General features: G+C 73.1%; 13 protein-coding genes. 10 read left to right on the top strand and 3 right to left on the bottom strand.

From position 1 onward, the window contains the following. Nucleotides 1-6: 6 nt before the first annotated feature. The 4 genes from ACZ6EG_RS17340 to ACZ6EG_RS17325 are packed head-to-tail and all read left to right on the top strand — an operon-like array spanning nucleotide 7 to nucleotide 3967. A complete protein-coding gene (locus ACZ6EG_RS17340) occupies nucleotides 7-930 on the top strand; it encodes an ABC transporter permease (protein ID WP_469605373.1) in 924 nt (307 codons plus the stop codon). Next, entirely contained in the window at nucleotides 923-1906 is a 984-nt protein-coding gene (locus ACZ6EG_RS17335; protein ID WP_469605370.1) for an ABC transporter permease, read from the top strand. The genes ACZ6EG_RS17340 and ACZ6EG_RS17335 overlap by 8 nt, the downstream gene beginning before the upstream one ends. 8 nt (nucleotides 1907-1914) lie before the next feature. Further along, complete coding sequence (locus ACZ6EG_RS17330) at nucleotides 1915-2898, top strand: ABC transporter ATP-binding protein (protein WP_391969689.1); 984 nt, start codon at nucleotides 1915-1917, stop codon at nucleotides 2896-2898. After that, the gene (locus ACZ6EG_RS17325; protein WP_391969688.1) at nucleotides 2891-3967 is read left to right on the top strand and encodes an ABC transporter ATP-binding protein; all 1077 of its coding nucleotides are present in this window, start codon (nucleotides 2891-2893) and stop codon (nucleotides 3965-3967) included. The genes ACZ6EG_RS17330 and ACZ6EG_RS17325 overlap by 8 nt, the downstream gene beginning before the upstream one ends. 623 nt (nucleotides 3968-4590) lie before the next feature. Here ACZ6EG_RS17325 and ACZ6EG_RS17320 read toward each other — a convergent pair. Then, nucleotides 4591-6714: a S9 family peptidase gene (locus ACZ6EG_RS17320; protein WP_391969687.1), complete on the bottom strand. Its 2124-nt coding sequence runs from the start codon at nucleotides 6712-6714 to the stop codon at nucleotides 4591-4593. 186 nt (nucleotides 6715-6900) lie between these two features. Between ACZ6EG_RS17320 and ACZ6EG_RS17315 the strand changes: the two genes are divergently transcribed. From ACZ6EG_RS17315 to ACZ6EG_RS17300, 4 genes are all read left to right on the top strand, one after another. Beyond that, nucleotides 6901-7095 carry a hypothetical protein gene (locus tag ACZ6EG_RS17315; protein WP_029393692.1) on the top strand — a complete coding sequence of 65 codons (195 nt, stop codon included), beginning with the start codon at nucleotides 6901-6903 and terminating at the stop codon, nucleotides 7093-7095. An 89-nt stretch (nucleotides 7096-7184) separates the two neighbouring features. Continuing rightward, nucleotides 7185-8090, top strand: a complete 906-nt coding sequence (gene mshB, locus ACZ6EG_RS17310; RefSeq protein WP_469605364.1) for an N-acetyl-1-D-myo-inositol-2-amino-2-deoxy-alpha-D-glucopyranoside deacetylase — start codon at nucleotides 7185-7187, stop codon at nucleotides 8088-8090. Continuing rightward, nucleotides 8087-8509, top strand: coding sequence for a DUF6113 family protein (locus ACZ6EG_RS17305; RefSeq protein ID WP_356604264.1), 423 nt, complete (start codon nucleotides 8087-8089; stop codon nucleotides 8507-8509). Before mshB ends, ACZ6EG_RS17305 begins: the two co-directional genes overlap by 4 nt. A 157-nt stretch (nucleotides 8510-8666) precedes the next feature. Next, nucleotides 8667-10979: a hypothetical protein gene (locus tag ACZ6EG_RS17300; RefSeq protein WP_469605360.1), complete on the top strand. Its 2313-nt coding sequence runs from the start codon at nucleotides 8667-8669 to the stop codon at nucleotides 10977-10979. A 94-nt stretch (nucleotides 10980-11073) separates the two neighbouring features. Here ACZ6EG_RS17300 and ACZ6EG_RS17295 read toward each other — a convergent pair whose 3' ends face one another. Continuing rightward, the gene (locus ACZ6EG_RS17295; protein WP_469605358.1) at nucleotides 11074-11949 is read right to left on the bottom strand and encodes a transglutaminase-like domain-containing protein; all 876 of its coding nucleotides are present in this window, start codon (nucleotides 11947-11949) and stop codon (nucleotides 11074-11076) included. Between the two features lie 30 nt (nucleotides 11950-11979). Further along, complete coding sequence (locus tag ACZ6EG_RS17290) at nucleotides 11980-12993, bottom strand: GNAT family N-acetyltransferase (protein ID WP_469605356.1); 1014 nt, start codon at nucleotides 12991-12993, stop codon at nucleotides 11980-11982. Between the two features lie 140 nt (nucleotides 12994-13133). Between ACZ6EG_RS17290 and fdxA the strand changes: the two genes are divergently transcribed. Together fdxA and ACZ6EG_RS17280 are read left to right on the top strand one after the other, a co-directional pair. Beyond that, nucleotides 13134-13454: a ferredoxin gene (gene fdxA, locus ACZ6EG_RS17285; RefSeq protein ID WP_006603298.1), complete on the top strand. Its 321-nt coding sequence runs from the start codon at nucleotides 13134-13136 to the stop codon at nucleotides 13452-13454. 117 nt (nucleotides 13455-13571) lie between these two features. Continuing rightward, nucleotides 13572-14669, top strand: coding sequence for a bifunctional succinyldiaminopimelate transaminase/glutamate-prephenate aminotransferase (locus tag ACZ6EG_RS17280; RefSeq protein WP_391969682.1), 1098 nt, complete (start codon nucleotides 13572-13574; stop codon nucleotides 14667-14669). The last annotated feature ends 73 nt before the right edge of the window (nucleotides 14670-14742 follow it).

Here is a 14742-nt window from a genome sequence, read left to right as displayed (position 1 = left end):
TTCGCCATGGGACGCTACGTCGTCCGGCGGCTGCTCCAGATGATCCCGGTCTTCATCGGGGCCACGCTGCTGATCTTCCTGATGGTCAACGTGATGGGCGACCCCGTCGCGGGACTCTGCGGCGACCGGGAGTGCGACCCGGCGACCGCCGCCCAGCTGCGCAAGGAGTTCGGCCTCGACAAGCCCGTGTGGCAGCAGTACCTGACCTACATGGGCAACGTCTTCACCGGGGACTTCGGCACCGCCTTCAACGGCCAGCCGGTCACCGAGCTGATGGGCACCGCCTTCCCGGTCACCATCCGCCTGACGCTCGTGGCGATCCTCTTCGAGATCGTCGTCGGCATCGTCCTCGGTGTCGTCACCGGCCTGCGCCGCGGCCGGCCGATCGACACCGGGGTCCTGCTGCTCACGCTGGTCGTCATCTCCGTCCCGACCTTCGTCACCGGCCTGCTGCTCCAACTGCTGCTCGGCGTCGAATGGGGGTGGATCGACCCGGCCGTCTCCTCCGAGGCGGCCTTCGGCGAGCTGATCGTCCCCGGCCTGGTCCTCGCCTCGGTCTCCCTGGCGTACGTCACCCGCCTGACCCGGACCTCCATCGCGGAGAACCGGCGCTCCGACTACGTCCGTACCGCCGTCGCCAAGGGCCTGCCCCGCCACCGGGTCATCACCCGGCACCTGCTGCGCAACTCCCTCATCCCGGTCGTCACCTTCATCGGCACCGACATCGGCGCCCTGATGGGCGGCGCCATCGTCACCGAGCGGATCTTCAACATCCACGGCGTCGGCTACCAGCTCTACCAGGGCATCCTCCGGCAGAACACCCAGACCGTCGTCGGCTTCGTCACCGTCCTGGTCCTCGTCTTCCTCGTCGCCAACCTCCTCGTCGACCTCCTGTACGCCGTACTCGACCCGAGGATCCGCTATGCCTGACCCGCAGCAGCCCTACGAGCCCGAGCGCGCCGTCGCCGGCACCGGCATGGGCGGCACGATGGACCTGGGCGCGAGCGAGGCGATCACGCTGGAGCAGCCGCCCGGCCCCGACGGGTCGCGCCCCGAGGACAAGCCCCGCAGCCTCTGGTCCGACGCCTGGCACGACCTGCGCCGCAACCCCGTCTTCATCATCTCGGCGCTGGTGATCCTCTTCCTGGTCGTCATCTCGATCTGGCCCTCGCTGATCGCCTCCGGCAGCCCCCTCAAGTGCGACCTCGCCAAGGCCCAGGAGGGGTCGCAGGCGGGCCACCCCTTCGGCTTCAACGGCCAGGGCTGCGACGTCTACACCCGCACCGTCTACGGCGCCCGCACCTCGGTGGCGGTCGGCGTCCTCGCCACGCTCGGCGTCGCCGTCCTCGGCAGCGTGCTTGGCGGGCTCGCCGGGTTCTTCGGCGGCGTGGGGGACTCGATCCTGTCCCGGATCACCGACGTGTTCTTCGCCATCCCGGTCGTCCTCGGCGGGCTGGTCCTGCTCTCCGTCATCACCAGCAACACCGTCTGGCCGGTCATCGGCTTCATCGTGCTGCTCGGCTGGCCGCAGATCTCCCGCATCGCCCGCGGCTCGGTCATCACCGCGAAGCAGAACGACTACGTCCAGGCCGCCCGCGCGTTGGGCGCCTCGAACTCCCGGCTCCTGCTGCGGCACATCGCGCCCAACGCCGTCGCCCCCGTCATCGTCGTCGCGACCATCGCGCTCGGCACCTACATCGCCCTGGAGGCGACGCTGTCCTTCCTCGGCGTCGGCCTCAAACCGCCCAGCGTCTCCTGGGGCATCGACATCTCCGCCGCCGCCCCCTACGTCCGCAACGCCCCGCACGCCCTGCTGTGGCCCTCGGGCGCGCTGGCGATCACCGTCCTGGCGTTCATCATGCTCGGCGACGCGGTGCGCGACGCCCTCGACCCGAAGCTGAGGTGAACCGCCGCATGCTGCTCGAAGTGCGCGACCTGCACGTGGAGTTCCGCACCAGGGACGGCGTCGCCAAGGCCGTCAACGGCGTCAGCTACGGCGTGGACGCGGGTGAGACCCTGGCCGTCCTCGGCGAGTCCGGCTCCGGCAAGTCGGTCACCGCCCAGACGGTCATGGGCATCCTCGACGTGCCGCCGGGCCGGATCACCGGGGGCGAGGTCCTCTTCGAGGGCCGGGACCTGCTGAAGCTGAAGGAGGACGAACGCCGCAAGGTCCGCGGCGCCGAGATGGCGATGATCTTCCAGGACGCGCTGTCGTCGCTGAACCCGGTCCTGACCGTCGGCGACCAGCTCGGCGAGATGTTCACCGTGCACCGGGGCATGTCCCGCAAGGACGCCCGCGCCAAGGCCGTCGAACTGATGGACCGCGTGCGCATCCCGGCCGCGAAGGAGCGGGTGCGGCAGTACCCGCACCAGTTCTCCGGCGGCATGCGCCAGCGGATCATGATCGCCATGGCGATGGCCCTGGAGCCGAAGCTGATCATCGCCGACGAGCCCACCACCGCCCTCGACGTCACCGTCCAGGCCCAGGTCATGGAACTCCTCGCGGAACTCCAGCGCGAGCTGCACATGGGCCTGATCCTCATCACCCACGACCTGGGCGTGGTCGCGGACGTCGCCGACAGGATCGCCGTGATGTACGCGGGCCGGATCGTGGAGACGGCGCCGGTCCACGACATCTACAAGGCACCGGCCCACCCGTACACCCGCGGCCTGCTGGACTCCATCCCGCGCCTGGACCAGAAGGGCCAGGAGCTGTACGCCATCAAGGGCCTGCCGCCCAACCTCACCCGCATCCCGCCCGGTTGCGCGTTCCACCCCCGCTGCCCGATGGCCCAGGACGTCTGCCGCACCGACGTACCGCCGCTGTACGAGGTGACGGAGTCGGAGTCGGAGCGGGGCAGCGCCTGCCACTTCTGGAGGGAGTGCCTGCATGGCTGAGCCGATCCTGGAGGTCCGGGGCCTCGTCAAGCACTACCCGCTCACCACCGGCATCCTCTTCAAGAAGCAGGTCGGGGCCGTCAAGGCGGTCGACGGCGTCGACTTCCACCTCGACCGCGGCGAGACCCTCGGCATCGTCGGCGAGTCCGGCTGCGGCAAGTCGACGGTCGCCAAGATGCTGGTCAACCTGGAGAGGCCGACGGCCGGGGAGATCCGCTACAAGGGCGAGGACATCACCCGGCTGTCGGGCAAGGCGCTGAAAGCCGTGCGCCGCAACATCCAGATGGTCTTCCAGGACCCCTACACCTCCCTCAACCCCCGGATGACGGTGGGCGACATCATCGGGGAGGCGTACGACATCCATCCGGAGGTCGCCCCGAAGGACGACCGGCGACAGCGGGTCCAGCACCTGCTCGACGTGGTCGGCCTGAACCCCGAGTACATCAACCGCTATCCCCACCAGTTCTCCGGCGGCCAGCGCCAGCGCATCGGCATCGCCCGCGGACTCGCCCTGCGCCCGGAGATCATCGTCGCGGACGAACCGGTCTCGGCCCTCGACGTGTCCGTGCAGGCGCAGGTGATCAACCTGATGGGCCGGCTCCAGGACGAGTTCGACCTCTCCTACATCTTCATCGCCCACGACCTGTCGATCGTCCGGCACATCTCGGACCGGGTCGGCGTGATGTACCTCGGCCGCATCGTGGAGACCGGCCGGGACGCCGAGATCTACGACCACCCCACCCACCCGTACACCCAGGCCCTGCTGTCCGCCGTGCCGGTGCCCGACCCTCGGGCCCGGGAGCACCGCGAGCGGATCATCCTGACCGGTGACGTCCCCTCGCCCACCGCCATCCCCTCCGGATGCCGCTTCCGCACCCGCTGCTGGAAGGCGCGGGAGCGCTGCGCCCTGGAGGTGCCCGCGCTCGCGGTGCCCGCCGAGTTCCGGCACGCCACCGGCCCCGCGGCCCACGACTCGGCGTGCCACTTCGCGGAGGAGAAGCAGGTGGTGCCGCCGGAGACGGACGGCGACGGCGAACGGAAGGGTGGGCGCGGCAGCGGGCCGGGGTGACATGGCGCTCCCCGGCCCGCTCACGGCACCCGCACGGCCGCACGCTGATCAGCGTCGCGCGTCCGTATATCGGTACCGCTTCGGTTGAGTTGCCCGCGTGTTAAAGCGGTCGGCCGGCGTGGAACACGCGGTGGCCGCGCTCCGGCCGCCCCCGGCCACGGACGCAGCGGCGATGCGCCCCTCTGCGCTGCCGTACGCCAACTGATGAAGACGCACGGGTACTTGTGCTCCTCGCCAGTGTCCAGGCAGCGGCTCGGCAGCTTGCCAGGAGCCCTCGGCGCGCTGTGACCGCCAGGCGACAACGCGCCGGAAGCCTGTCCCTCGGAGCGGCTGGAAGGTGATTCGAAGGACCGTACCCAGTTCCGTGCGCGCCTGTGGTGGGGGCCGGACGCCCGGTGCGAGCACGTGGCGCGGGGGCCTCGTCATCGTCGTCGTGGTGATCTGCGTGACGTGTGCCGGGCTGAGCCCGCAGTGGCTTTCGGCGGCCGCGCTGCTGGCGGTGGCCGGAGGGTCCGCGGACAGGGCGGATCTCCGCGGAGACCTTCGGGAGGGCCCGGCCGCGAGGGGCCGGCGAAGCGGACCGGGGTGCGCCAGGCCGTCCCGGTCCGCCTCATTCCTCGTGCTCAGGTGGCGGGCCCGAGCGACCGCTTGAGGAAGTCCACCTGGAGCAGCAGCAGGTTCTCGGCGACCGACTCCTGCGGGGTCATGTGCGTGACGCCGGACAGGGGCAGCACCTCGTGCGGGCGGCCGGCCGCCAGCAGGGCCGAGGACAGGCGCAGGGAGTGGGCGACGACCACGTTGTCGTCCACCAGCCCGTGGATGACCATCATCGGGCGGTGCGGCTCGGCCGCGTCCACCAGACCCGCGTCGTCGATCACCGAGTTGCGGCGGTAGACCTCCGGCTGCTCGTCGGGGTGGCCGATGTACCGCTCCTGGTAGTGCGTGTCGTAGAGGCGCAGGTCGGTGACCGGGGCGCCGACGACCGCGGCGTGGAAGACGTCCGGCCGGCGCAGGGCCGCCAGCGCCGCCAGGTACCCGCCGAAGGACCAGCCGCGGACGGCGACGCGGTTCAGGTCGAGCGGGAAGTCGGCGGCGAGGGCGTGCAGCGCGTCCACCTGGTCCTGGAGCACGACGGCGGCCACGTCGTCCTTGATGGCCTTCTCCCAGGCGGGGGACCGTCCGGGAGTGCCCCGCCCGTCGGCGACGATCACCGCGAACCCCTGGTCGGCGAACCACTGCGAGGTGAGGTGGGCGTTGTGGGCGGCGACCACGCGCTGGCCGTGGGGGCCACCGTACGGGTCGAGGAGGACGGGGAGGGGGGTGTCACCGTGGTAGTCCCTTGGCATAAGCACGGCGCACGGGACGCGGCGTGCGCCCCCCTGGGTGAGCGTCACGCGCGGGGACAAACCGGGGTCTTCGGCATAGGAGGCCACGGTCGCGACCGGCTTTCCGTCCCGCAGCACCTGAGCCCGGGCGCCGGGCCGGTCGAGCGTCGCGGAGACGAGAACGGTCACGCCCCCGGCGCGCACCGCCGAGTGCACGCCGGCCTCCGGCGAGACACGCTCCACGCCGAGTTCGTTGACCCGGTACACATGCACTTCACCGGTCTCCGGATCGGCCGCCTCCGCACCGGCGGACGCGGAGACCAGCACGTCGCCGCCGGAGACGTCCAGTACGGCCCGCAGGTGCAACTGCGCTCCGGTGAGCGGTCGTTCCCCCACCGCCAGCACCCGCGCACCACCCTCGTCGGTGATCCGTACGAGCTGCCCGGAAGGGCTCCAGCAGGGCACCCCGGGGAAGAGTTCCAGCCAAATCGGATCTTCGTCGGCGTGCACCATCCGGGTCGTGCCGGACTCGGTGTCCACGGCCAGGAACAACTGGCTGCGCTGGTCGCGCGCCTGGACGAGGAGGAGCGGCGCACCCGCCGCTGACCAGTGCACTCGCGCCAGATACGGATACCGCGCCCGGTCCCAGAGGACCTCCGTGCGCCCCCCGTCCAGTCCGATCAGGAACAGCCGCACGTCCGCGTTGGCGGTGCCCGCCGCCGGGTACGGCACGTGGTGTGGATCACGCTCGGGGTGGGCCGGGTCGGAGATCCACCAGCGGCTGACCGGCGTGTCGTCCACGCGCGCCACCAGCAGCCGGTCCGACTCCGGACCCCACCAGAAGCCCCGGCTGCGCGCCATCTCCTCGGCGGCGATGAACTCGGCCAGCCCGTAGGTGACGCCCTCCGCGTCGGCCTCGGCCAGCGCCCTGTCCCCGTCCCCCTCGGCACCCACCACGCGCAGGGCGCCCTGGGCGACGTAGGCGATGTGCCGTCCGTCGGGGGAGGGGCGCGGGTCGATCACCGGCCCCGGGACGGGCAGTTCGCGTGCCGTCCCGGCCCGCAGTTCGGCCGCGAAGAGCCGCCCCGACAGGGCGAAGGCGGCCAGCTCGACGGCCGAGTCGGTGGCGTAGCCGACGATGCCGGCGCCGCCCTCGCGGCTGCGCTCACGCCGGGCCCGCTCCTCGGGCGACAGGTGCTCCTCGGCACCGCCGAGCAGGGCGCGCGGGTCGGCCGCGACGCGCTCCCCGCCCTCCTCGACGTCGAGGACCCACAGCGCGTTGGCCCGGTCCGTACCGGAACCGGAGCGCAGGAAGGCGACCCGTGAACCGTCGGGTGCCACGGTGAACGAACGCGGCGCGCCGAGCGTGAACCGCTGGGTGCGGGCGTGCCGTTTGGGGAAGGAATCGGACTCGGTCGTCATGCCCTGACCATATTGGCCATGCGCCCCCTTGTGCGGCCGTGCGCCGAGAGATGCGCGCGCACGGATAGTTATGATCACTAGCGCATAGTGGGTACCAACCAGATGCCCGCTGCGTGGATTTATCTGCTCCGAGCTCTGACTGCGTCCGACCCCCCGTGTCCCTGGGCCCATTGGAGGTGAGCCGCCGTGGCACTCTCGATTTCGGCGGTTGTGCTGCTGGCGATCATCGTCTTCCTGCTGGTCAAGAAGTCAGGACTGAAGGCGGGGCACGCGGTCGTGTGCATGCTCCTCGGCTTCTACCTGGCCTCGTCGACCGTCGCGCCCACGATCAGTGAGCTGACGACGAACATCGCAGGGATGATCGGGAGCATCAACTTCTGACGCGGCCGCACACCCGGCCGCGCATCGGCCCGCGCCCGGACGGTCTCCCGCGTGAGGAGGACGGGCGCGCGGCCTCATAGGGTGGTCCCATGACGGAACAGCCCGCCCGGCGTCTGCTGCTGGTGCACGCGCACCCGGACGACGAGTCGATCAACAACGGCGTCACCATGGCCAGGTACGCGGCCGAGGGCGCCCACGTGACCCTGGTGACCTGCACCCTCGGCGAGCGGGGCGAGGTCATCCCGCCCGAGCTGGCGCACCTGACCGGGCCCGCGCTCGGCGGGCACCGCCGCGACGAACTGGCAGCCGCGATGCGCGCGCTCGGCGTGGACGACTTCCGGCTGCTGGGCGGGCCGGGGCGCTTCGCCGACTCGGGGATGCTGGGCCTGCCCGACAACGAGGACCCCGGCTGCCTGTGGCAGGCGGACGTCGACCGGGCCGCCGCGCTCCTCGTCGACGTGATCCGCGAGGTGCGCCCCCAGGTCCTCGTCACCTACGACCCCGACGGCGGCTACGGCCACCCCGACCACATCCAGGCCCACCGCATCGCCATGCGCGCCGTCGAGCTGGCGGACGAGGCCGGCTGCCCGGTCGCCAAGGTCTACTGGAACCGCGTGCCGCGCACCGTCGCCGAGGACGCCTTCGCCCGCCTCCGCGACGAGCTGCCCGGACTGCCGTTCGACAAGGCGGCCGGGGTCGAGGACGTCCCCGGTGTCGTGCCGGACGAGGTGATCACCACCGAGATCCGCGGCGACGCCCCCGCCCGCGCCGCCAAGGCCGCCGCCATGCGCGCGCACGCCACGCAGATCACCGTGGCCGAGCCGTACTTCGTCCTCTCCAACGAACTGGCCCAGCCGCTCTTCACCACCGAGTACTACGAACTGGTGCGGGGCGAGCGGGCCGGTGACGCGGACGCCCGCGAGGAGGACCTGTTCGCCGGGCTCGGGACCGGGACCGGTATGGGCATCGGGGCCGGGATCGGAGAGGCGTCGTGAGCGGGCGGAACGAGCCGGCGGCCTCCGCCCTGGCCCAGCCGCTGCGGGCGCCGTCCCTCGGCCGGGCCGCCCTGTACCTGGGCCTCTTCCTGCTCGGTGCCGTGGTCGGGGTGGCCGGGGCACTGCTGCAGCCCGCGTGGTTCCCGGGCGGGCTGCTGCTCGCGCTGGCCGCGGAGGCGGGCCTGTGTCTCGGCGCGGGCCGGGCCGTGGGGCGCCGGGGCGGGGCCGTCGCGCCCGCCGCGGGATGGGCCCTCGCCGTGGTCCTGCTCACCACCAGCCGTCCGGAGGGCGACTTCCTCTTCGCCGCGGGAAGCGGCTCCTATCTCTTCCTGCTCGGTGGTATCGCCGTCGCTGTGATGTGCGCCACCCTCGCGCCGGTGCGGCAACCGGACGGCGGCGCCGACCGACTTCGCAAGTGACGTACTGCTTCGCCGAGACGTCGGCGTGGGAGTCCCGTGTGGGTTTCCCCGGCGGTCCCGGGATACCCGCGGGAAGTGGCCAGTATGGTGGTGCGCGCCGCCGGGCCGCCCGCTCTGAAGGGGTGACGGGCGGCGGAGCCAACCGGGAGAACCTGCCTTGAGTCGTGAAACTGACAGTTCGTCCTCCGGGCCCCACGGGCGCGGCGGAGCCGCATACCCGTCGGGCACCCCGCCCTACGGGACACCCACGGCTCCCGACGCCGGTGCGGACGCGGGCCGTTCGGCCTCGCGGCCGGAGGAGCGCAAGACCGAGACGACGCTGACGACCCGCATCCGGATCAACATCCCCGGATCACGGCCCATCCCGCCGGTCGTCATGCGCAAGCCCGTCGCGGACGCTGAGGGCGACACCGCCGACGCGGAGACGGCCGAGCGGTCCGAGCCGGGCCCCGCCGTCCCCGCGAGCGCCGGCGAGACTCCCGCCGAACCCGCGCAGCACTCCGGCCCGGCCGACGACAAGCCGGCCAGCGACTGGTTCGCGCCGCGCAAGTCCGGCCCGGGCAAGGGCGCGCAGGGCGGCGGCGCGGCCAACGGCGCCGCTCAGCCCGGCGGTTCGACCCCGGCGCCGACCGCTCCCGGGGCCGGTGCTCCCGGCACCGGTGCCGCCGCACGCCCGGGCGGCGGGAGTGGCCGTCCCGGTGGCGTCGTCGGCTCCATGAACGTGCCGGGCGGCTCCCGGTCCGGGTCCACCAACGGGGCCGGGATGTCCGGCGCCACCGGCGGTCCGGTGGCGCCCGGCCACGGCGGCGGCACCGGCTCCTTCGACGTGACCGAGGCCCTGGCGGCGGGCCCGCTGGGCAACGGCAACGGGAACGGCACGGGCACCGGCCCGGGTGCCGACGGCGGCGGACCGCGCCGCGACGACCTGCCGTACTTCTCGGGGAACGGCCAGGGCCACCAGGCCGCCGCGCCCCGCGGCGAGCAGCACGGCCCGAACGGGCAGTCGCCGTACGGCGGTGGCCCCACGGGCCCGACCGGCGGCCCGGTCACCGGCGACAGCGCCCTGACGACGCCGCCCCCGGTCGCCGACCTCGGCCTCCCGGGCAGGCCCACGGGCCTCGGCGCCCCCCAAGGGCAGACCGGGCCCGCGCCCGACGGAATGCGCGGCCCCGACGGCCTGCGTGGACCGGGCGGCCCCGCAGGCCCGGGTGGCCCCGGAGGACCGGGCGGCCCGGGCATGCCCCAGGGCCCCGGTGCCGCCGGTCCCGACGCCGCCCGGCGCGGCCCGGGCGGCGGGCTGAGCGACGACACCGCGATCCTCACCCCCCAGAAGCCGGTACCCCCCGGCTACGGCAACCCGGACAACGTCTCCGGCAACACCGTCTCCAGCGGCATCCCCGTCGTGCCGGCCGACCGGAGCACGCCGTTCCAGACCGCCGCGCCCGCCGACGGACCGCTGCCGCACACCCCGCCGAAGCTCCCCGAGCCGGTCTCCACGCCCCCCGCCGGGTCCAACAAGCCGGCCAAGAGGAAGGGGCGCGGAAAGCTTCCGCTGCTCGTCGGCGGCCTGGTCGTGATCGCCGGTGTCACCTACGGCGCCGGCCTGCTCATGAACCGCTCCGACGTCCCCAAGGGCACCAGCGTGCTCGGCGTCGACATCGGCGGCGGGACCCGCGACGACGCCGTCGAGAAGCTGGACGACGTCCTCTCCGCCCGCGCGAGCAAGCCGCTCAAGCTCACGGTGGGCGGCGAGACCGTCTCCCTGAAGCCGGACCAGGCGGGCCTGCAGATCGACACCCAGGCCACGGCCAGCTCCGCGGCCAAGAGCGACTACAACCCGGTCTCCGTGATCGGCTCGCTCTTCGGACAGCAGCGGGTCGTGGAGCCGGTCATGCCCGTCGACGAGGAGAAGCTGCACGCCGCCCTGCGGGACGCCGCCGGTGGAGCGGGGTCGGCGACCGAGGGCACGATCAAGTTCGAGTCCGGCAAGGCCGTGCCGGTGTACGGCAAGGCGGGACAGGGCATCGACGTCGACAAGTCGACCGAGGCCGTCGCGGCGGCGTACCGCGCCCAGGTGGAGACGGGCACCGCCGCCTCGGTGAACGTGCCGACCACCGCCCAGCAGCCCACGGTCTCCAAGGCCGAGGTCGACCGGATGCTGAAGGAGTTCGCCGAGCCGGCGATGTCGGGCATCGTCACCGTCGAGGCGGGCGGGGTGGAGGTCAGGTTCAGCCCCCAGAACTCCCTGTGGAAGTTCCTCGCCGTCGAGCCGGTCGACGGCAAGCTGGTCGAGAAGTACGACAAGGCCGCGCTGAAGGAGCTGTACGGCGGCGCGTACGACGGCGTGCTGATCACCCGGGGCAACGGCAAGAAGACCCCCGTGACCCCGGAGGACGTCATCAGCGCCATGCGCCCGGCCCTGAAGAGCAAGACGGACCGCGTCGCGGTCATCGAGACCAACCCGACCTGACGCGACCCGACGGCAGGGGGCGCCCGGCGACCGCCGGGCGCCCCCTGCCGTTGTCGAGAAGGACGGAGGCGACCGCCGGAGCGTCGGGGCGGCCTCAGTTGAGCAGCGCGCGGGCCGCCCGGGCCTCCCCGCGGATCTCCTCCGCGACCGCCTCGTCCACCGCCGCGACCACCTCGGCGTACGCCTCCAGCTCACCGGCCCCCGCCGTGAACTCCCCGCGCTGCACCAGCAACCGGGCCCGCTCGTACCGCAGCCGCGCCGCATGGGCCGGCAGCAGCAGCGCCAGCTCGATCGCCCACAGGCCGACGTCGGACCGCTCCGGCCGGGCCGCCGCCCAGGCCCGGATGTTGTTCAGGATGCGCGCCACCACGTCCAGCGGCGCCGCGGGCTCCAGCATCGAGGCCCGCAGCCCGGCCCCCGTGGCACCCGCCACCAGCGCCTCCGCGTCGTTCCCGCTCAGCACCCGCCCGCCGTCGAAGGGATCGACGAGCACCCGCTCCTCCCGCGACCCGGACACCGGACCGGACTCCGGCCCGAACCCGACCACGAAGTGCCCCGGCAGCGCGACCCCGTACACCGGGGCCCCCGCCCGCCGGGCCACCTCCAGCCACACCACGGACAGCATGATCGGCAGCCCGCGCCGGCGCCGCAGCACCTCGTGCAGCAACGACGAATCGAGGCGCTGGTAGTCCGCCGCGACCCCGTGGAACCCGTAGCGCTCGCCGAGCAGGTCCCGCACCGCCACCGCCCAGGCCTCCGGCGAACCCGGTCGGAACGGCAGCTGTCCGGCCAGCCGGTCCAGCTCCACCTGCGCGGCGTCCAGACCCGCCTCGTCCAGCGTCCCGTCCGCCTGCGCGCCCACCAGCAGGCAGAGCGCCGCCAGGTCGGGCCGCTCGGACCGCGCCTCCTCGGCGAACCGCCGCCGCAGGTCGGCGGAGCGTTCCGGTGACGGGGGACGGGGGTGACGCATAGCCGGTTCGTGCCCTTCCATGGCGATCGGTTACCGGTCCGTCCCGGCATCCGCCGGTTCCCGGTAGTGGTGGTACGCGTGATGCGCGGCGAAGCCCATCCCGGCGTAGAGCGCCCGCGCCCGGGCGTTGTCCGTCTCGACCTGGAGCCAGGCCGCCGACGCGCCCTCGTCGAGCGCCCGCCCGGCCAGCGCGGCCATCACGGCGGTCGCGAGCCCCCGGCGGCGCAGCGCGGGGTCGACCTCGACGGCCGCGAAGGAGGCCCACCGCCCGTCCACGACGCACCGCCCGATCGCGGCCGGGGCACCCCCGTCCGCACCCGGAACCGTCGCGAACCACACCGACGGCCCCCCGCCCAGCACCCGCAGGGCCACCTCGCTCACGCCCTTGCGCTGGTACCGCGCGAGCCACGCCTCGTCCGCCTCCCGGGCCAGGGCCACACCGGCGCCCTCCGCCCGGTCGGCGACCGGTGCCAGCGCGCCGGTCCACACCTCCGCCGACACCTCCCGCGCCCAGCCCCGCCGCTCCAGCTCGCCGCAGAGCATCTCCTGGGTGCCCGCGGCGCCGGTGGCGGTCTGCACGTACGCAGGCAGTCCGCGTGCGGCGTACCAACCGCGTACGGCGGTCAGCGCCGCGTCGAGCGGCAGACCCGGATCACCCAGCGGCAGCACCGAGTTGGCCCGCCGCGTGAACCCGGCGGCGGCCCGCAGCTCCCAGTCGCCGAGCCACTCGCTCTCCACCGGCCGCCACGCCCGTGAGGCGGCCCGCGCCAGCTCCGCGTAGGTGGCGGCGGGACCGCGTCGACGGGCGGGCGCGGACGGCACGACCTTGCCCGCGACCAGCGCGGATTCCGGGACACGCACGCTCTCGCCGCTCTTGCGTGTGATCAGCAGCACACCCTTGTCCCATGATGTGAGAACACCGACCGTATCGGTGAACTTCTCACCCGCCGCACCAGCTTCGCTCAAGCGCCGCACGGAGACTCGTTTGCCCACGTCAGCAGCGGTGATACGGACATCGAGACGCCCAGCGGCAGAGATTTCCACGGGTCGGTCCACCCCTCCTGTTCGGATCATGCCCAAGAACGGAGATACTAGGGGCGGGCATCGACGACGCCGCGCTCCCGCGCGCCAGGCGGCGGAGCCTGAGGAGGCCCGCCAGCGCCCTATCGAGGAGGAACGACAGCGTGACCTACGTCATCGCGCAGCCTTGTGTCGACGTGAAGGACAAGGCGTGCATCGAGGAGTGCCCGGTCGACTGCATCTACGAGGGCCAGCGGTCCTTGTACATCCACCCGGACGAATGCGTCGACTGTGGTGCCTGTGAGCCGGTCTGCCCGGTCGAGGCGATCTTCTACGAGGACGACACTCCCGAGGAGTGGAAGGACTACTACAAGGCGAACGTCGAGTTCTTCGACGAGCTCGGCTCGCCCGGCGGCGCCAGCAAGCTGGGGCTGATCGAGCGCGACCACAGCTTCATCGCCGCGCTGCCGCCGCAGAACCAGTAGGAGCGGCCCCGCACCGCGCCGCCTCGGTCCCGTACGGCTGATCGCCCCTGATCGGTGCCGTGCGGGACCGAGGCGTTTTCGCCGCTCGAGCCGCACCGAGAAAGTGAGCCAGAAACCGTGTCCGCAGTCTCCGATCGCCTCCCCACCTTCCCCTGGGACAGGCTGGAGCCGTACAAGAAGACGGCCGCCGCGCACCCCGACGGCATCGTCGACCTCTCCGTCGGCACCCCGGTCGACCCGGTCCCCGAGCTGATCCAGAAGGCCCTGACCGACGCGGCGGACTCCCCGGGCTACCCGACGGTCTGGGGCACCCCGGCACTGCGCGACGCGATCACCGGCTGGCTCGGGCGCCGTCTCGGCGCCCGCGACGTCACCCACCGCCACGTACTGCCCATCGTCGGTTCCAAGGAACTCGTCGCCTGGCTCCCCACCCAGCTGGGCCTCGGCCCCGGCGACAAGGTGGCCTTCCCGCGCCTGGCCTACCCGACCTACGAGGTCGGCGCGCGCCTGGCCCGCGCGGAGTACGAGGCGTACGACGACCCGACCGAGCTGGACCCGTCGGGGCTGCGGCTCCTGTGGCTCAACTCCCCGTCGAACCCGACCGGCAGGGTCCTGTCCAAGGCCGAGCTGACCCGCGTCGTGGCCTGGGCGCGCGAGCACGGCGTCCTCGTCGTCTCCGACGAGTGCTACCTGGAGCTGGGCTGGGAGGCCGACCCGGTCTCCGTCCTGCACCCGGACGTCAACGGCGGCTCCTACGACGGCCTGGTGGCGGTCCACTCGCTCTCCAAGCGCTCGAACCTCGCGGGCTACCGCGCGGCCTTCCTGGCGGGCGACCCGGCGGTCCTCGGCCCGCTCCTGGAGATCCGCAAGCACGGAGGCATGATGACGTCCGCGCCGACGCAGGCGGCCGTGGTGGCGGCCCTCGGCGACGACGAGCACGTCCGCGTCCAGCGCGAGCGCTACGCGGCCCGCCGCACGGCGCTGCGCGAGGCGCTGGCCGGTCACGGCTTCCGCATCGAGCACAGCGAGGCCAGCCTCTACCTCTGGGCCACCCGCGAGGAGTCCTGCTGGGAGACGGTGGCCCACCTCGCCGAGCGCGGCATCCTCGTGGCCCCCGGCGACTTCTACGGCCCGGCGGGTGAGAACTTCGTCCGGGTCGCCTTCACGGCGACCGACGAACGCGTCGAGGCGGCGGTGCGACGTCTGACGGCCTGAGCGGACGGCCCGGGCTGCTCACGGGCTCACGGGTCCACGGCCGAGGGCACACGGAAGGCGAGGGGGCCCGGAG

It is taken from the genome of Streptomyces sp. NPDC041968, assembly GCF_055589025.1.
Note: the sequence above shows the minus strand (reverse complement) of the source record. Positions and strands in the feature narration are given on the sequence as shown.

What these genes read in the sequence shown, in the direction of transcription:
- ACZ6EG_RS17330 (WP_391969689.1), top strand. Translation starts at nt 1,915, where the DNA reads ATGCTGCTCGAAGTGCGCGACCTGCACGTGGAGTTCCGCACCAGGGAC.
- ACZ6EG_RS17325 (WP_391969688.1), top strand. Translation starts at nt 2,891, where the DNA reads ATGGCTGAGCCGATCCTGGAGGTCCGGGGCCTCGTCAAGCACTACCCG.
- ACZ6EG_RS17335 (WP_469605370.1), top strand. Translation starts at nt 923, where the DNA reads ATGCCTGACCCGCAGCAGCCCTACGAGCCCGAGCGCGCCGTCGCCGGC.
- ACZ6EG_RS17320 (WP_391969687.1), bottom strand. Translation starts at nt 6,714, where the DNA reads ATGACGACCGAGTCCGATTCCTTCCCCAAACGGCACGCCCGCACCCAG.
- ACZ6EG_RS17295 (WP_469605358.1), bottom strand. Translation starts at nt 11,949, where the DNA reads ATGCGTCACCCCCGTCCCCCGTCACCGGAACGCTCCGCCGACCTGCGG.
- ACZ6EG_RS17340 (WP_469605373.1), top strand. Translation starts at nt 7, where the DNA reads ATGGGACGCTACGTCGTCCGGCGGCTGCTCCAGATGATCCCGGTCTTC.
- mshB (WP_469605364.1), top strand. Translation starts at nt 7,185, where the DNA reads ATGACGGAACAGCCCGCCCGGCGTCTGCTGCTGGTGCACGCGCACCCG.